General features: G+C 65.8%; 12 protein-coding genes, 1 tRNA gene and 1 pseudogene. 6 read left to right on the top strand and 8 right to left on the bottom strand.

Annotated features, from left to right (window positions below):
- Positions 1-1,326 (bottom strand): 3-phosphoshikimate 1-carboxyvinyltransferase, encoded by a 1,326-nt coding sequence (gene aroA, locus P7B02_RS07350; RefSeq protein WP_277785669.1) that lies wholly within the window; start codon positions 1,324-1,326, stop codon positions 1-3.
- A gap of 128 nt (positions 1,327-1,454) precedes the next feature.
- Here aroA and P7B02_RS07345 point away from each other — a divergent pair, with 128 nt between their 5' ends.
- From P7B02_RS07345 to P7B02_RS19685, 3 genes are all read left to right on the top strand, one after another.
- On the top strand, positions 1,455-1,931 hold the full coding sequence (locus tag P7B02_RS07345) for a TIGR02300 family protein (protein ID WP_277785668.1): 477 nt from the start codon (positions 1,455-1,457) through the stop codon (positions 1,929-1,931).
- Between the two features lie 116 nt (positions 1,932-2,047).
- Positions 2,048-2,123: transfer RNA gene (locus P7B02_RS07340), tRNA-Ala, on the top strand.
- Between the two features lie 128 nt (positions 2,124-2,251).
- Positions 2,252-2,392 (top strand): DUF6538 domain-containing protein, encoded by a 141-nt coding sequence (locus tag P7B02_RS19685; RefSeq protein ID WP_431355793.1) that lies wholly within the window; start codon positions 2,252-2,254, stop codon positions 2,390-2,392.
- On the opposite strand, the pseudogene P7B02_RS07335 reads toward P7B02_RS19685, so the two are convergent.
- The 3 genes and pseudogenes from P7B02_RS07335 to P7B02_RS07325 all read right to left on the bottom strand — a co-directional run bounded on the left by P7B02_RS07335 (position 2,389) and on the right by P7B02_RS07325 (position 7,397).
- Positions 2,389-3,561 (bottom strand): annotated as a pseudogene (locus P7B02_RS07335) (IS3 family transposase). The gene P7B02_RS19685 and the pseudogene P7B02_RS07335 sit on opposite strands and share 4 nt — an antisense overlap.
- 156 nt (positions 3,562-3,717) lie before the next feature.
- The gene (locus tag P7B02_RS07330; RefSeq protein WP_277785667.1) at positions 3,718-5,703 is read right to left on the bottom strand and encodes an ATP-binding protein; all 1,986 of its coding nucleotides are present in this window, start codon (positions 5,701-5,703) and stop codon (positions 3,718-3,720) included.
- A 200-nt stretch (positions 5,704-5,903) separates the two neighbouring features.
- Entirely contained in the window at positions 5,904-7,397 is a 1,494-nt protein-coding gene (locus P7B02_RS07325; RefSeq protein WP_277785666.1) for a DNA sulfur modification protein DndB, read from the bottom strand.
- 1,047 nt (positions 7,398-8,444) lie between these two features.
- Here P7B02_RS07325 and P7B02_RS07320 point away from each other — a divergent pair.
- Positions 8,445-9,116, top strand: coding sequence for an OmpA family protein (locus P7B02_RS07320; RefSeq protein ID WP_277785665.1), 672 nt, complete (start codon positions 8,445-8,447; stop codon positions 9,114-9,116).
- 105 nt (positions 9,117-9,221) lie between these two features.
- Here the strand turns inward: P7B02_RS07320 and P7B02_RS07315 are convergent, their stop codons facing one another.
- From P7B02_RS07315 to P7B02_RS07305, 3 genes are all read right to left on the bottom strand, one after another.
- On the bottom strand, positions 9,222-10,247 hold the full coding sequence (locus P7B02_RS07315) for a TIM44-like domain-containing protein (RefSeq protein ID WP_277785664.1): 1,026 nt from the start codon (positions 10,245-10,247) through the stop codon (positions 9,222-9,224).
- A 281-nt stretch (positions 10,248-10,528) separates the two neighbouring features.
- Positions 10,529-13,786: an amidohydrolase family protein gene (locus tag P7B02_RS07310; protein ID WP_277785663.1), complete on the bottom strand. Its 3,258-nt coding sequence runs from the start codon at positions 13,784-13,786 to the stop codon at positions 10,529-10,531.
- Positions 13,787-13,858: 72 nt separating this feature from the next.
- Positions 13,859-14,056 carry a hypothetical protein gene (locus tag P7B02_RS07305; RefSeq protein WP_277785662.1) on the bottom strand — a complete coding sequence of 66 codons (198 nt, stop codon included), beginning with the start codon at positions 14,054-14,056 and terminating at the stop codon, positions 13,859-13,861.
- Between the two features lie 118 nt (positions 14,057-14,174).
- Between P7B02_RS07305 and P7B02_RS07300 the strand changes: the two genes are divergently transcribed.
- Positions 14,175-15,809 (top strand): Na+/H+ antiporter, encoded by a 1,635-nt coding sequence (locus P7B02_RS07300; RefSeq protein ID WP_277785661.1) that lies wholly within the window; start codon positions 14,175-14,177, stop codon positions 15,807-15,809.
- On the opposite strand, the gene P7B02_RS07295 is transcribed toward P7B02_RS07300, so the two are convergent.
- On the bottom strand, positions 15,806-16,156 hold the full coding sequence (locus P7B02_RS07295) for a DUF2200 domain-containing protein (protein ID WP_277785660.1): 351 nt from the start codon (positions 16,154-16,156) through the stop codon (positions 15,806-15,808). The genes P7B02_RS07300 and P7B02_RS07295 overlap by 4 nt on opposite strands.
- Before the next feature lie 189 nt (positions 16,157-16,345).
- On the opposite strand from P7B02_RS07295, the gene P7B02_RS07290 reads away from it, so the two are divergent.
- Positions 16,346-16,768: an Hsp20 family protein gene (locus P7B02_RS07290; RefSeq protein ID WP_277785659.1), complete on the top strand. Its 423-nt coding sequence runs from the start codon at positions 16,346-16,348 to the stop codon at positions 16,766-16,768.
- The last annotated feature ends 1 nt before the right edge of the window (position 16,769 follow it).

The following is a 16,769-nucleotide window of genomic DNA, read 5'->3' as shown; positions in this document are numbered from 1 at the left end:
TCAGGCCTCCGAAATGTCCGCGCCCAGGCCGCGCATCAGGTCGGCGAAGCCGGGGAACGAGGTGGCGATCATGCCGGGCTCGTCCACGGCGACGCCCGACCGGGCGGCCAGGCCCAGCACCAGATGGCTCATGGCGATGCGGTGGTCGCCGTGGGTGACGACCGTCCCGCCGCCGCGCGGGGCCTGGCCGGTCCCGGTGACGATCATGCCTTCCGGCTCTTCCTCGACCTGCACGCCGCAGGCCTTCAGCCCGTTGGCGGTCAGGGCGATGCGGTCGCTTTCCTTCACGCGCATCTCGCCGATGCCGCGCATGATGGTGGGGCCTTCGGCGAAGGCGGCGGCCACGGCCAGGATCGGATACTCGTCGATCATCGACGGCGCCCGCTCCGGCGGCACCACCACGCCCTTCAGCTTCGAGTGGCGGGCGGTCAGGTCGCCGACCTCTTCGCCGCCGGCGGTGCGGCGGTTGTCGATCACCAGGTCCGCGCCCATCTCGATCAGGGTGTCGAACACGCCCGCGCGCAGGGTGTTGAGCATGACGCCCTCCACCGTCACCGACGAACCGGGGGTGATCAGGGCCGCCACGATGGGGAAGGCGGCCGAGGACGGATCGCCCGGCACGTCCACATGGGTCCCGGTCAGTTTCTGGCCGGCGGGCAGGCGGATATGACGCTCGCCGTTCTTGTCCTCGACCTCCACCGTCGCTCCGAAGGCGCGCAGCATGCGCTCGGTGTGGTCGCGCGTGGCTTCCGGCTCGATGACCTCGACATCGCCCTCGGCGTTCAGGCCGGCCAGCAGCACGGCCGACTTCACCTGGGCCGAGGCCATGGGCAGGCGGTAGGAGATGGCCTTCAGCGCCCCGCCGCGCAGGGTCAGGGGCAGGCGGCCCCGGTCGCGGCCGATCCAGGTCGCCCCCATTTCACCCAGGGGATCGAGCACGCGGCCCATGGGCCGGCCGCGCAGGGACTGATCGCCGGTGAAGGTCGCGCTCATGGGATAGCCGGCCGCCGCGCCCATGATCAGACGCACGCCGGTGCCGGCGTTGCCGCAGTCGATGACATCCGCAGGCTCGGCCAGGCCGCCCTGGCCCTCGATGCGCCAGGCCTTGTCGCCCGTGCGCTCGACCTTCGCGCCGAAGGCGCGCATGGCGTCGGCGGTGCGCAGGACGTCGTCACCTTCCAGCAGGCCTTCCACCGTCGTGGTTCCGGAGGCCAGGGCTCCCAGGATCATGGAGCGGTGCGAGATCGACTTGTCGCCCGGGATGCGGATGCGGCCCGAAAGCGCCGCGCCCGGGGCGCTCTTTAGTCCAGCGGCGTTGGTGCCCAAAACCGGGGTTCCCTAAAGCTTGCTTGAAGGTATTGATATGAGAGGGGTTTGCTTTTGACAGCGGCCCCCGCGCGTGGCAAGGGAGCCGCCGCTTATCGATCAAGCCCTATCTTTAGAGGATCGCCGCCTTGGCCAATCCCGAACTCGGCGCAAAGCAAGTTTGCCCGAACTGCCAATCGAAGTTCTACGACCTGGGCAAGCGCCCGGCTGTCTGCCCCAAGTGCGGCGAACAGTTCGATCCGGAAGAAGCGATCCGCAGCCGCCGCGTGCGCGCACGCGCCGTGACGCCGGATTACGACACGGACGACGAAAAGGAAGATCAGGTCAAGCAAACCGAGAGCGAGGACGGCTTCGAGGACGAAGCTGACCAGACTCCGGAAATCGACGAGGCCGCCGATGAGGTGGTCGAGAGCGATGACGGCGACGACGCCGAGCCGGGCGCTCCCACGCCGGGCAGCGACGACCTGGGCGTCGACTTCGCCGAAGACGAGGATCTCGCCGAAGAAGAGGGCGAGGACGTGCCGTTCCTCGAGGACGAGGAAGAGGATTTCGAAGATGGCGACATCGACGGAATCCCCGGTTCCGAGGACGAAGACGACCAATAAAAATTGAGGCGCAAAAAATCTTTCCGGGAGGCTTGATCCGATCAAACTCCCGGAATAGGTTCCGCGCCTCGCTCGGGGGGACGAACACCAGACCCGCCGAGAGAACCTAAGGTTCTGGGGCTATAGCTCAGCTGGTAGAGCGCTTGAATGGCATTCAAGAGGTCAGCGGTTCGACTCCGCTTAGCTCCACCATGAAGGCCCGCCGGTAAACTCCGGCGGGCTTTCGCCTTTTCCAAGGGTCTGAAATCCCTCAGGAACCGGCACGGAGTTCCAGGAAGGCGCGTCGAGTGGGTGTTACATCTGGTAAAGGTGATGACCCTATGGCGACCCATCTCACGAAGGTCGGTGCGACCTACTACTTCCGCCGTGTGGTGCCCGACGAACTGCGCCCCTACTTCCCGACCAAGAGCGGTAAGCCCCGCGTCGAGTTGATCTTCCCCCGAAATAGTGGACGGGGTTAAGCCGCTCTACGCTCCATGTCGGCTGGACTGATGTAGCCCAGGGCCGAGTGCAGGCGGCGGGAATTGTAGAAGCCCTCGATGTAGCCGAACAGATCTCGCCGGGCTTCGGCGCGTGTGGCGTAAATCCGGTGATGGACCCGCTCGGTCTTGAGGGTGTGGAAGAAGCTCTCCATCGGGGCGTTGTCCCAACAGTCTCCCTTGCGGCTCATCGACGGCGAAATCCCCGCCGTTGCAAGGGCCGAGCGGTAGGCCTCGGCCGCGTACTGGATGCCGCGGTCCGAGTGATGGATGAGACCGGGTGCCGGACGCTGGCGCTCGATGGCCATGTCGAGCGCCTCCAGGGCGATCTGGACATGCAGGGTCTCGCGCATCGACCAGCCGACGAGCTTGCGCGTGTGCATGTCGAGGATGGCGGCCAGGTAGAGCCACCCTTCGCCGGTGGGGATGTAGGTCAGGTCGGCCAGCCAGATCTGGTTGGCCGCCTGGGCGGTGAAGTTGCGACCGAGCCTGTTGGGCGCGATCGGATAGCCGTGGCGGCTGTCGGTCGTGCGGGTGCGTCGGGGCAGCGCGGCGAGGCCGCGGATGCCGGCGCGCCGCATCAACAGCTCCACGCGCGTGCGGCCGACCCGGCGGCCATGGCCACGCAGGACGGCATGGACGCGGGGCGAGCCATAGGTCCCGCAGCTCTCGGCGTGGATCAGCCGAATGTCCTCAAGCAGCGCCTCGTTGGCCGTAACCCGGCGGCTGACCGGGCGCGTGCGCCAGGCATAGTAGCCGCTGGCCGAAAGCCCCAGCACGGCGCACATCATCCGAACCGGCCATATGTCGCGATGCTCATCGACGAACCCGAACTTCAACGGGAGGCCGCTCCGAAGATGAGCGCGGCTTTTTTTAGGATATCGCGCTCCATGCGCAGCCGGTCGTTCTCACGGCGCAGGCGGGCGTTCTCAGAAGCCAGATCAGACGGCGACGGGGGCGGCGCTTGCGTGTGGGAGCGCCTCGCCGCCCCCGTCGCCTGCGCCCCATACTGCGTCATCCATCGCCGAAGCACCGTCTCGTGAAGACCCAGCTCGGCGGCCACCTTGCCCAGCCGACAGGCCGCTGCTGGCGACGCGATCAACCGCCTCTCGTTTGAAGGCCTCCGGAAAGACCCGACGCGAACCACTCATCAGACACTCCTCTCCAGGCCCAAAAGCCTAGCATGGGTGTCCACCAAACCGGGGGAGGATCACACTGCGTCTAATCGCAATCTCAGTTGGGGGCGCGCGCAAGGATCACGGAAACAGGCCGTGGAGTGAGTGCAGCACAGATTAAAGGCGGGACACTCAACCAACCTTATTGAGGTCGCTTTCGACGGTTACGCCATCCAGCAGGGCAGCATACTCGCCTCGCAGGTAGCTCATGGCGCGCTCGTCATTGGCGCTGAAGTTCAGTCGCTCTTGTATGAACTGGTATTTGGCCTTGTTCTCTTCGATGAGCTGGTCCCAGGTCCGCACGTAGATTTTGGACTTTGGCGTGTCACGGATCATGCCTCGACCATTTTGGTCCTGCTCGACCTGCCATTTGCCCATCTCATCGAGCGTGTCGGAGATGACCCAGTATCTCCAGACGACGCCATCGCGCGTGGCAAATCGGCCATCCCTTTCGATGGACGCCGCATACTTTGAAATCTGATTGATCTCGTCCTGGCCCACTGCCACGCCAGGCCGCTTGAGTTCGACGACTAAGTGCTCGACCTCATCGGCTCGATGTCGGCGCAAAAGACGTGAGAGCATTAGGTCGACGACGCCCCGCTTCTGGTCCACGTGCTTGACCGGATCGTCGATCACGATGTCCTCATCGAGGAATTTCTTGTGCGACTTTAGGACAGCCGTCAGGTCGCGATCATCGGTCGAGACGACGAACTCCTCGCCGAACAGCCACGGGTTTAGCGCGAGGACGCGGTGGAGCTGCGTCCGCTCTTTGACCCGCCCAGTCTCGTCGTACTCGTAGATGATTTGGTAGAGGCCACGTAGGAAGCTCAACCGGTCCGTGACCACCTTGGCTGCGCCGATGATCGACGAAAGCGTCGTATGCTCCAATAGCTTAGCCAGGTCATCCTGCTCTCGCTTAGGCAGGTCCACGACCTTGGCGAGTAGTTCGCGTAGTTGGTTCGGTCCTGTCTCGATTGCGTGCCTTAGAAGCTCCAGTTGCAGCTTCTTTGCGAGCTTCGGCGCACCGGCTAACTCGCTGTGAGCAGTCTGAACTTTGACGGCGACAATCTCGAAGACCTGACGCTCAGCCGCTTCGACGTCATTTTTCGGCTCGTCCTCGTATGGGTAGATTTTGCTCGCCTTCCATTCCTGGATCATGCGAGCCGCCTCCCGCTTCCCCTCGGCGTCGTAGTGAGCCTTGATCGCGTCCTTCGCCGCCTCGATCACGGCAGATACAAGGGGATCAAGCTCGGCCAGGTCCAGCCGGTTCTCTTGGTCGAGCTGATCGAGATACGGGGACTGAAGGTAGGCGGAGAAGGAGTGCTTCTTGAGCTGAAACCGCGTGCTCACCTGCTGGAGCGCAAAGCCTCGCGCATCACAAATGAAGAGGCTCCGACGGTCCAGATGCCGCCACTCCAGCACTCGCAGTCTTCCCGGCCCGGCGCTATCACCCGCCGCGAGCTTCACCTCAGGAACCTCAAGGGAAAACTGGTTGGAAATGGCCGACTTCGGATCGAGCGCCTGACCGGCATAGGAGACGCGGACACCCGGATAGTCGGCGAGATAGATCGCAAATAGTTCAGTAATTTCGAGGACCGCTTCCTCGCTATCGAGGTTCTTAAACTGGCGAATTGGGTCTTGTATCCGCACGATGCAGCCGGTGCGGTCGCGGCCTGACTTCTTCGGGTCGCTAGCCCGAACCTCGGACGGGTCGTCCCCGAGGATGCTGAGGGCGAACTCGTAGATGTCGCCGTCCTGCTCGTAATAATACGTCCACTGGATTGACCGCCCCACGGAAAGAGCCTTGTAGCGGCCCTGGCCCTGGCTCCCATGAAGCACGCGACCGTGCTTCTTCGTGCGGGAGCCAGGCTTCTTCCAAGAGCCCCCCAGGCGACGGAAGAACTCCCTCGCTTCATCCGGCGTCGCGCCGTCACCGTCGTCCTCCACGACAATCCCGCGCAGGCCAAGCTCGTTCTCGTCGAAATACACCGTGACGCTAGTGGCGTCGGCGTCGAGGCTATTCCAGATCAGCTCCGCGATAGCCGTTAGAGGGCGCGCACGGGCGATCCGCAGGAACGTATCCCGCTGCGCTACAACCTTGATCGGATCAGTCGGCAAGCCTCACCCCCCCCCCATGCCCGAGAACAACTTAGCAACGGAGTGCCGCATCAATGCAAGCTCAACCAGGTGGGGCGGGGTCAACCAAGTAGGCATCCTCTTAAGCGCGCTCTTGATCCCGAGCGGAACGGTAAGCGTCTTCCTCAGGCGAATGGACGCCCTCGGGTGATGAGAGCGTCCTCCGACAAGCGCCGCCGCCGCTAGGCAGCAGTCAGCTTCTGAGCTTCAGCTTCCGCGAGCTTCCTCTTCAGTGAGATGAGCCCTGGCCGCGGCTCAAGCCCGACCTGATCGCGGAGCTGGTACCGAACGAGGTCAGCGAGGTAGCGAGAGATGTCGCGGGTGTTCGGACCAAGCTGCAAGCGCCGCGCGTCGTCATCCCACGTTCCATAGGGCTTAAGGACAGCATCCGGAGTGATGTATTCGCTGATGCCCGGAAACGCTTCCTCACGATCCTCGTGGCTCATCAGATAGACGCGCCAAAGGGGGTTCTCATGAGAGAAATCGACCGCGCCATTGGCGATTGCGTCGATGATCGCATCCCGCTTCCCATGGGCCGCAGGCTCATCGCGGGCTTCTTCACCGTTGTGGAAGGACCGCACAAGGAACGCCATGCCCTTGATTACGGTGGGCTGTGCAAGCAGCGTCAGCCGGTCTCTACCGGCTTCAGCCCAGCCCGGCTGCCGGGAAAGCGCCCGCCAGAAGTTATCCGCATAATCTTCTGCGCCCATGACATCCATTGGCGTGATGCCTGACTGATTGAAGGCGCCCCGGAACAGTATGGCGCAGGTGTTCACGAGGTCGTCCCGGAAGATCGCGGCGTCTTCGAGTTTGGTGCCAGACTTCTTGTGGCCCGCGTCCACGACCTTCAACCCATGCACATGGCCGTTAGGAGCAAGGCGGTCAGACGCGTACTTATTGACGGGATTGGCGGCGTCGAACGATAGCGCCTGCGCTGCCGAGGGCTTCTTTCCCAGCACGTTGAGGTCGTGGAAAAGTTGCCGCTCCTGCCCTGCGTCAAGGCCAAGGTGGACCGTGACATCGATCGTGAACGAGGTGTCGAACTCTGTAAGAGCTGCAGCCCAGACCTCCATCTCGTCTGAGGTCACCTCTTGGGTGTCACCAATCCACAAGCCCTTCTTGGGGTACTTGGCATTCGTGATCACCACGCTGAGCCAGTCGTGCACCATCTCGCCAGCGCGCAGGCGGTGCTGGCCGTCGACGACGAAAAGCCTCTGGAGTTTATGGAGGTGCAGAATGGTGCCTGCGGGGGTGTCTTCGAACTCCAGCTCTCCTGGTTGGATGTTCCGAATGTTTGCGGTGAAGGGCTGAAGGGCTTGGTAAGGCCCCTCTCCCAGCTCGTTGAGAATGTCTGTGAGGCAATCCGGCACGTGACGCCCTGCCATCCTCCATTTTGACTTCACACCCGCGAGCAATCCTCGCAGGATATAGAGGGCCAACTTCCTCGCATGGTCAGGGATTAGCTGGCGTTGGGCGACTTGCTCAGGACCCTCACCCATAGACAAAATGCGGGCCTCGTTAGCGACCAAAGCCACTTCTCTAAAGGTACCCATCGGCATGGTGATGTTCAGGGTCCCGTTGCCCATGTTGAAGCCCGAAATCATGGGAAGGTCGACCGTGCCCCGCCCGCCGGTCCTTTTCAGCTGGTCTAAACCGTAACGTTTACCGTCGGTCATCTGCTTTCTCCGTCGATTAGAATTGGCCGCTTTGGCCTGTGTGTTCGCGGCAGAGAGGTGCTGGCGTAGCGGTGGAGCTGACCCCCAGGAGCCAGAGCTCCGGGGGTCATCCCGTGTCACTTCCGGATCAGGATGGGCCACGCTCGAAGCCCATAGGCGCGAGCATGAAGCACCTTTCCGGTCCGAGGGTCGGTTCGGGTGGCCCTGAAGACCAGCCGGTACCCCGGAGGGACGAAAGTCCGCCTACGCATGGCGGTAACCTCGCTGCTAAGCGGGGCGCAAAACCCTTGACTGATCACGCAGAAGTCGGGCCAATGGCCCTGTCCTGTGTCTGGTGATCGGCGAAGGCTTCGGCCGGCAAGCCCCGTTACCCAGCACGAATTGGGTTCGCCCACCGGGTGGTTGAGGGGATTGCGCCCCCTCTCCATCCGGCCCGACCTGCAGCGGTATAGCCAGGTCGCGAGCGCCCGGTCGTCTAATTCGTCTTCATTTCGTACCTCCTGTGCACGTCGCAGCCGACACCGGCTGCCGCGTAGTGTGTATAAGCCCCAGGCGGGGTGGCCATGTCAATCGGCCAGGCGATCAAAAACGTCCGCCTGGCGGAGCAAAATATCAGGCCAGGCCCTTATCTTCGATCCCCCAGCGTTGGATCATACGGCCAGGCGGCGGTGTGGCCGTTTATCGGGGCTGGCGTTGGGACTGCAATGAACGACCGTGCGGTATTCGCCATTGGCAAACTTCCGGTCTCTGCGACCGGCCCGCATGCGATTGGCGCGTCCGGCGCGATACCGAAGCAGCGGCCTGACTGACTTCTCAGCTCTTCCCCGGTGCGCGAAATACTTTTACATCCGGGCAAGGCAACCGTGATGCCCAAAGACAAACCTTCATGGTTTCAAGCGGGTAACAACCTCCGCTTAGCTCCACCATCAGGGCCCGGACGGAAACGTCCGGGCCTTGTCCTTTTCAGGCTCCTTGCCTTGTTCCCGCCCGGAACCTTCACCATAAGCGCGACGTTCTGAGACCTTGGACATCCAGGAGGAGGACGCCATGCGCGCCAGACCCGTCATCCTGAGCGTAGGCGTCGCCGCCATGCTCGCCGCGGCTTGCACCACCACCGATCCGTACAGCTCGACGCCTCGCCGCAACAACACCGGCACGGGCGCCATCGCGGGCGCTCTCGGCGGCGCCCTGCTGGGCTACCTGACCAACACCAACAGCGGCGAGCAGGGCCGCAAGAACGCCCTCATCGGCGCGGGTGTCGGCGCCCTGGCCGGCGCCGGCATCGGTCAGTACATGGATCGTCAGCAGCGCGCCCTGGAGCAGCAGCTCTCCGGCTCCGGCGTCGGCGTGCGCCGCGACCGCGACAACCTGATCCTGGTGATGCCGTCGGACGTCACCTTCGCCACCAACCAGTCGAACCTCGACAGCCGCTTCCTGCCCGTGCTGGACGACGTCGCCAGCGTCCTGCGCCAGTACGACCGCTCCATGGTCGACGTCATCGGCCACACCGACAGCAGCGGCGGCGACGCCATCAACCAGCCCCTGTCGGAGCGCCGGGCCTCGTCCGTGGCCTCCTACCTGATTGACCGGGGCGTGATGCGCGAGCGGCTCTATGTGGAGGGCGTCAGCTCCCGCCAGCCGGTCGCCGACAACGGCACGCCGGACGGCCGCGCCCGCAACCGCCGGGTAGAAATTCTGATCCGTCCGTTCACCGGTTGATCGACGGAGATCGAAGACAAGCCGGCGGAGAATTGCGAGACAAAGCGACAAAAAAGGCCCCGCAGAAGACTGCGGGGCCTTTCGTTTGTCATCGCGGCGGCTGCGTCAGGCTTCCTGGATCGCCGACAGCTTCCACTGGCCGCCGCCCTGGCGGACGAAGGTCCACACCTCGGTCTTCTGGACACGCTGGTTGGGGTCGCCTTCCAGGATCGCGCCGGTGGCCCGCTCGCGCACCACATCCACGAACTCGTAGCGCATGGCGGCCGTGGCGTAGTCGCGGCCTTCTTCGTGCCAGGCCTCGGCGATGTCGGCCTCAAGCAGCTTGGTGTCCGAGATTTCATTGTGGCGGCCCTCGGTGGCGTTCTGACCCAGCTCTTCGGCCAGATAGCCCATGACTTCCGGCGTCGTCCGTTCGCGCAGAGCGGCGTAGTCCTCGCGGCCGAAGGCGTCCTGGATCTCCATCAGCAGGCGCTCGAAGGTCTCCCGGTCCTGGCCGGTGACGCCGATCTCGTGGCTGGCGACTTCAGGAGCCGGGGGCGGGGTGTAGGCGGGCGCGGCTTGCGGCTGACGGCCGAAGCCCTCCGGATAGACCACCTCGCCGCTGCTGCGGGCGTTGCTCGACCAGCCGGCGTTGTTCGCCGCGCCGGCCATGGCGGGCTGCTGGCGACGGCGGAACATCTTGAACAGGCTGAACGCCAGGAAGGCGATGCCGGCGATGAGGGCGATCTGCATCAGCATGGCGGCCATGCCGGCCATGCCCGCGCCGAAGCCGTTGCCCATCAGGGCGCCGATGAGGCCGCCCGCGAGCAGGCCGCCGAGGATGCCGCCGCCCAGACCGCCCAGGAAGCCGCCGCGACGCTGCTGCTGCGGGGCTTGAGCCTGCTGGCGGTTCGCCGCCGGCGCGCCGGGGCGCGCCGTCTGCTGGCCGGGGGCGGGTTGGGTCATGGAGCGCTGGATCGGCGCGGCCTGCTGCGGAGCGGTCTGGGTGGTCCGCGGCGCCTGGTAGGTGCGCGAGCCCCGGCTGCCGAAGCTGCCGCCGCGGCGCGCCGCGTCGGCCGTGTCCAAGCTCACCAGCCCGATGCAGAGCGCGGCGCCGAGCACCGCCATGAGCCTGGATTTTCCAACGTTCATCACACACTCCCAAGAAAGGTCGTTCCCTATATAGGGCGTCCATGGCGCGCCGAGCCTCCGCTCGGGCGGTCGCTGTGTGATTTTTTGTTTCTAGATCCGCCGACGGGCCCGGAACCGGAATGGCTCAGCTTCGTTATGGCTGAGCTAGTTCAGCAGTGTCCCCCAAAAGATTGCGAACTTGACCCCGGCCCCGGAAGGCCGGGGTTTTTCTTGGCCGGCAGACGAAAACGGCCCCGGACTGCTCCGGGGCCGTCTGACCGTCAGGCTTGCGCAGAAGCCTTCTAGTCCTCGTGGGTATGGGTGTTGGCGTTGGTCAGGCCGCCGGCGCTCCACACCTCGCCGCCGGTTTCGGCGAACCAGAACGGCATGCGCTTGCGCATCCGCGTGCCGACCTCGTCCATGTTGTCGTCATAGACGCGGCCGTTGGCGATCACGTAGCGGATCGAGGTGGTGTTGCGGATGTTCTCCAGCGGGTTTTTGTCCAGCACCACCAGGTCGGCCAGCTTGCCGGCCTCCAGCGAGCCGAGGTCCTTGTTCATGCCCAGAGCGTTGGCCGGGTTGATGGTGCCCGCCTTCAGGGCCTGATGGTTGCTCATGCCGCCCTGGACGAAGGACCACATCTCCCAGTGGGAGCCGAGGCCTTCGCGCTGGCCGTGGGCGCCGATCGAGACCGGCACGCCCAGGTCGTTCAGCTCCTTGGCCTCCCGCGCCACGTTGATGTGGTTCGCCTCCTCCTCCGGCACCTTGGTGGGGCGGCGGGTGGTGGAGTCGATCAGGCGGCGGGGCACGTACTTGTTGAGGATCGGCTCCTTCCAGACCTCCGTGGCCTGGGTCCAATAGAGGTCGCCCGCGAAACCGCCGAAGGCCACCACCAGGGTCGGGGTATAGGCGGTCTTGGACTGGCTCCAGAACTGGTCGACGTCCTCGTACATCTTGGCCACCGGCACGGAGTGCTCGATGGTGGTGTGGCCGTCGGCGATCATGTTCATGTTCATGTGATAGAGCGAGCCGCCTTCCGGCGTGACCATCATGCCCAGCTGGCGGGCCGCCTCGATGATCTGCTGGCGCTGTTCACGACGGGGCTGGTTGTAGCTCTTCACCGACCAGGCGCCGGCGGCCTTCAGGCGGCGCAGGTGGCCCAGGGCGTCGTCCAGGCTGTCGATCTGGGCGGTGCCCGCCGTGGTCGCCCCATACAGGATCGAGCCCGTGCTGAAGATGCGCGGCGCCACGACCATGCCCGCCTTGCCCAGTTCGCTGTGAGCGAAGATCTCGGTCGTATCGTTGGACGGGTCGTGCAGGGTGGTCACCCCGTAGCCGAGGGAGGCGTAGTTCTCCCAGCTCTGCTGCGGAATGATCTCGTCCGCGCCCATGGAGCCGTGCCAGTGGGCGTCGATCAGGCCGGGGATCACGGTCTTGCCGGCGATGTCGAACACCTTGGCGTCGGCGGGAACGGTCACCGAACCGCGCGCACCGATGGCTTCGATCCGGTTGCCGTTCAGAACGACCACCCCGTCCTCGATGACCTCATCGCCCTTCATGGTGATCAGGCGGCCGCCGGTCAGGGCCACGCGGCCCGTGGGCTTGTCGTAGGCCTGGGTGAAGCCGAGCTTGATCCCCGCTTCCGGCGCCTTGGGCAGGGTGGCCGGCGCGCCGTCCACGAAGGCGAAGCTGTCCTTCAGGTCCCGGGTGAACAGCTCGTTGCCCAGCGACCATTGAAGGCGCTTGGAGTCGCCTGACCAGTGCAGCCATTCGCCGGCGTCGCGGGTGACCTTGGCCTGCGGCAGGGCCGAGCCCTTGGGCGCCATCTGCAGCGTCTTCGACGTCGCCACGAAGGGCGCGACATAGACGTTGAACCGTTCGGTCCAGGCCAGCCACTTCTCATCCGGCGAGATGGAGAATTCCGACGCCCATTGCGAGGTCAGGTGCGAGCGTTCCTCGCCGCCCTTGACGCCGGCCGAGCGCAGGGTGCGCTTGTCGCCGTCATTGGTCATGAAGAACACGCGGTCGGACTTGGCGCCGAACTGCGGGGCGGCGCCCTTCTTGCTGATCAGGCTCGCCTCGCCGCCCTTGGCCGGGATCGAATAGAGGCCGGTCTCGCGGGCGTTCACCGACGAGATCAGGAAGCCGTCGCGGGTGGCCCGATAGACGATGGTCTGGCCGTCCGGCGAGAAGGCCGGCTCGATATAGTCGCCCGGCTTGCTGGTCACCTTGCGGCCTTCGCCGCCCATGGCGCTGACCACGCGGATCGAGCCGAAGTCCTTGTCGTTCCAGGTTGTGTAGACGATGGAGCGGCTGTCGCGCGACCAGGATGGATAGAGCTCGAAGTGGTCGCTCTGCCTGGTCAGGCGGCGGGCCGCGCCGCTGGGCAGGTCCTTGATCCACAGATGGCCCAGGGCCTCGAACACCGCCTTCTTGCCGTCCGGCGAGGTGGTGGCCCAACGGGTCATCTTCACCTCGAACTGGTCGGGCGCCACCTCGACCGGGAAGCGGACGGCGTCGGCCACGCGGCGGGTGTCCGCCACGTGGAAGGGGATCACGGCCGCCGACTTGGAGGCCACGTCCACGCGGTTGATCTTGCCGCCGGCCCAGAAGACCAGGGACTTGTTGTCCGGCGTCCAGGCGATGCCCGGATAGACGCCGTGGATCGCCCAGGTCTCCTGCATGTCGCGGTCGAGATGCTCATAGATCGGCGTCTCGCGGCCGCTCTCGAGGTCCAGAACGTAGAGCTTCGACTGGAAACGGTCGCGTCGGATGAAGGCCAGGGACTTGCCGTCCGGCGAGGGAGTCGGGCGGATCGAACCGCCCGGGCCGGTGACGAAGGACTCGGTGTCGCCGGTCTGACGATCCAGGCGCTGGATCACATAGAGCTGGCTGTTGGGGTCCTTGCTGTACTCGAACACGCCGCCGGGCGTGGTCTCGTCGCTGTAATAGAGGTAGCGGCCGTCGGGGGAGAAGGCCGGTTCGCCCGTATCCTTTTGCTGGGTGCGGCGCTCGGTCAGCTGCACGCCGTCACCGCCGGAGCGGTGGTAGAGCCACATCTCGCCCGCCCCCAGAGAGCGGCCGGAGGTGAAGTGCTTTCGGCCCACCAGGAACTCGCTGTCCGGCGTCCAGGCCGGGGAGTTCAGCAGGCGGAAGGTCTCCTTGCTGACCTGTTTGGCGTTCGAACCGTCGCGGTCCATGACCCACAGGTTGTCGCCGCCGCCGCGGTCGGAGGTGAAGGCGATCCACTTGCCGTTGGGGGAATAGCGGGGCTGCATGTCCCAGGCCACGCCGCTGGTCAGGGCCTTGGCCTCGCCGCCGCCGATGGGCATCACATAGAGATCGCCCAGCAGGTCGAAGATGATCTCCTTGCCGTCCGGGCTGACGTCCACGGCCATCCAGGTGCCGGAGGTGACGTCGATCCTCACGTCCTTGCCCGGTCCGGGAGGATTGGCGACGTCCCACTTGGGCTTGTCGGCCGGCTTGGCGTCCTGGGCGATGGCGGTGGTGGCGAACGCGAGGGCGATGCCCGCCGCGGTGGTCAGGAATAGGCGCTTCATAAGTCCCCCCGAGTACTGAGGGGGCGACTCTTAACCCGCACTTCGCGGGGGGCGCCAGTCGGAGCGTGCGGTTTACGCCGCCGGGGCCGCCGGCCAGACCCGCACGATCACCGCCCAGGCGATGGCGCCGCCGACCGCGGCGAGCCCGCCCAGCCACTGGGCGGGGGTCATGCCCTGGGCCGCATAGGCTCCCACCAGAGTGCTGGTCAGGATCACGGCCGCGCACGATGCGTATTCGGAAACGACGCCGGCGGTCAGCAGCTTCAGCATGGGAGGGCTCGGGCAGGAGGGAACGCTCCTCCCTTAACCATGGCCGCCCGCGTCGTCGCTGCGACATGGGCTCGCACGCGCGGTTGATGCGACGGCTCCCGCCCGGCATGTTGCGGCCATGGCGATCGTGACCTTGGTGCTCCTTCTGCTGCTGGCCGTCGTGGCCAGCGGATACCTGGTGCGCATGCTGCCCGTGGTCGTGCCGCTGCCCCTCGTGCAAGTGGCGCTGGGCGCGGCCATCGCCGGGCTGGCGGGGATCACCATCGACCTGCGGCCGGAGATCTTCTTTCTGCTGATCCTGCCGCCGCTGCTGTTCCTGGACGGCTGGCGGATGCCCAAGCACAACCTCAAACAGGACGCCCGGCCGATCCTTCAGCTCGCCCTGGGTCTGGTGGTGTTCACCGTGGTCGGGGTCGGCTTCTTCATCCATTGGCTCATCCCCGCCATGCCCCTGCCGGTGGCCTTCGCCCTGGCGGCCGTTCTGGCGCCCACCGATCCCGTGGCGGTCTCGGCCATCACCCGGGGCACACCTTTCCCCGAGCGGATCATGCGGGTGCTGGAGGCGGAGTCCCTGCTCAACGACGCGTCGGGCCTGGTTTGCCTGCGCTTCGCCATCGCCGCGGCGGTCAGCGGGGTGTTCTCCCTGCCGGACGCGGTGCTCAACTTCCTGTGGCTGGCCCTGGGCGGCGTGGCGGCGGGTGCGGGCTTCACCCTGGCGGTCAGCTTCCTCAAATCGCGCCTGGCCCGCCGGTTCGGCGAGGATCCCGGATCGGAGATCCTCATCAGCCTGCTGATCCCCTTCGGCGCCTATCTGGCGGCGGAGGCCGTGCATTGCTCGGGCATCATGGCCGCCGTCGCGGCCGGCGTGGCCATGAGCTACGTCGAGCTCGGCGGCCAGCTCCAGGCCGGCACCCGTGTCCGCCGCAGCGCCGTGTGGGACACGGTCGCCTTCACCGCCAACGGCGCGGTGTTCGTGCTGCTCGGCCAGCAGATGCCCTCGATCCTGGAGAAGGCGGCGCGGACAGTCCGCCAATCCGGCCACCACGAGGTGTGGTGGATGGCGGTCTATGTGCTGGCGATCACGGCCGCCCTCGTGGTGCTGCGGTTCCTCTGGGTCTGGGTGTCGATCCGCATGGCGGGGCTGCGCTACGAGCGGAAAGGGCAGAGGATCGAAAGGCCGAGCTGGCGGATGGTGGCCGCCGTCTCCCTGGCGGGCGTGCGAGGAGCGGTCTCTCTGGCCGGCGTGCTGACCATCCCCTTCTTTGTCGCCGACGGCTCGCCGATGCCGGCGCGCAATCTGGCCATCTTCCTGGCGGCGGGCGTGATCCTGGCGTCCCTGATCCTCGCCGCCCTGGCCTTGCCCTGGGCCATGCGCGGGGTCGACGCCGCCGAGGAGCCGGGCCGTCACGACGAGGTTCAGTCCGCGCGCGCGGCGGCGGCCAAGGCGGCGATCCGGGCGATCGAAGCCATCCAGCCGCCGGCGGGGCAGGAGACTCATGCCGACCTGCACGCGGAGGCCGCAGCCCGCATCATGGGCCTCTATCGCCGCCGTATCGACGGCGGCCTGCGCGACGGGGGCGACGCCGAGCTGATGCAGATGCTGGAGGAGATCGACCGCGACCTGCGCCTCGTCGCCATGAAGGCCGAGCGCGAGGAGCTGTTCAGCCTGGTGAAGCGCCGCCTGCTGAAGGACGACGTCGCCCGCGACCTGGTGCGCGAGATCGACCTGATGGAGACGCGCTGGAGCCGCTAGGCCCTGAGGATCTTCTCCATCGCCTTTCCCTTGGCCAGCTCGTCGATCAGCTTGTCCAGATAGCGGATCTCCCGCATCAGCGGATCCGCCACCTCCTCGACGCGGACGCCGCAGACCACGCCCTTGATCCGGGACCGCGCGGGGTTCAGCGTCGGCGCGGCGGCGAAGAAAGCCTCGAAATCCGTCTTCTGCTCCAGATGGGTCTTGAACTGATCCGGGGTGAAGCCGGTCAGCCACAGGATGATCTCGTCCACCTCGGCCTGCGTGCGCCCCTTCCTTTGCGCCTTGGCGACGTAATGGGGGTAAACGCTGGCGAAGCTGGTCGTGTAGATGCGGTGCTTGGTCATCGCGATGCTGTCCGGCTGAAGGGAGCGCCCGGACAGTAAGCCTTTTTCATGTTCTGTCGCCGGGTGCGCCCTCACGCTCGCTCCCGACGCCCTTGCGGCGGGGCTTGGCCGTCGCCACCTAGAAGAACGACCGCATCCGGCGCCGATCCCGGGCCGGCGGCGGGAGTCGCTTTTCAAGGGCTCCAGACGATGACGACCCGCACCCTGCTTTTCGACAGCCCTTTCCTGTTGGGCTTCGACCATACCCGCAATCTCATCGAGCGCGCCGCCAAGGCCGCTGGCGAGGGGTATCCCCCCTACAATGTCGAGGCCCGCGAAGGCGGCGGGATCCGCATCACCCTGGCCGTGGCCGGATTCTCGCCCGAGCAACTGTTCGTTCAGGTCGAGGACCGACAACTGACCATCGCGGGGCGACGCGGCGAGGGCGAAGGGCAGGACAAGGCCTATCTTCATCGCGGCATCGCGGCGCGCGGTTTCGTCCGCGCCTTCGTGCTGGCCGACGGCATGGAGGTGGAGGCGGCGATCCTGGAGCACGGGCTCCTGCACGTGGATCTGGCCCGCCCCGAACCGCAACGTCAGGTCCGCACAATACCCATCCGAACGGCGGGCTGAG

It is taken from the genome of Caulobacter segnis (genome assembly GCF_029543125.1).
Lineage (GTDB): Bacteria > Pseudomonadota > Alphaproteobacteria > Caulobacterales > Caulobacteraceae > Caulobacter > Caulobacter segnis_D.
The sequence above is the reverse complement of the archived record's forward strand: the minus strand, read 5'-3'. Positions and strand labels throughout refer to the sequence as shown.

Excerpts from the sequence above, each read along its gene's own strand:
- P7B02_RS07305 (WP_277785662.1), bottom strand. The coding sequence starts at position 14,056 with ATGCTGAAGCTGCTGACCGCCGGCGTCGTTTCCGAATACGCATCGTGC.
- P7B02_RS07320 (WP_277785665.1), top strand. The coding sequence starts at position 8,445 with ATGCGCGCCAGACCCGTCATCCTGAGCGTAGGCGTCGCCGCCATGCTC.
- P7B02_RS07310 (WP_277785663.1), bottom strand. The coding sequence starts at position 13,786 with ATGAAGCGCCTATTCCTGACCACCGCGGCGGGCATCGCCCTCGCGTTC.
- P7B02_RS07290 (WP_277785659.1), top strand. The coding sequence starts at position 16,346 with ATGACGACCCGCACCCTGCTTTTCGACAGCCCTTTCCTGTTGGGCTTC.
- P7B02_RS07300 (WP_277785661.1), top strand. The coding sequence starts at position 14,175 with ATGGCGATCGTGACCTTGGTGCTCCTTCTGCTGCTGGCCGTCGTGGCC.
- P7B02_RS19685 (WP_431355793.1), top strand. The coding sequence starts at position 2,252 with ATGGCGACCCATCTCACGAAGGTCGGTGCGACCTACTACTTCCGCCGT.
- P7B02_RS07315 (WP_277785664.1), bottom strand. The coding sequence starts at position 10,247 with ATGAACGTTGGAAAATCCAGGCTCATGGCGGTGCTCGGCGCCGCGCTC.
- P7B02_RS07325 (WP_277785666.1), bottom strand. The coding sequence starts at position 7,397 with ATGACCGACGGTAAACGTTACGGTTTAGACCAGCTGAAAAGGACCGGC.
- P7B02_RS07295 (WP_277785660.1), bottom strand. The coding sequence starts at position 16,156 with ATGACCAAGCACCGCATCTACACGACCAGCTTCGCCAGCGTTTACCCC.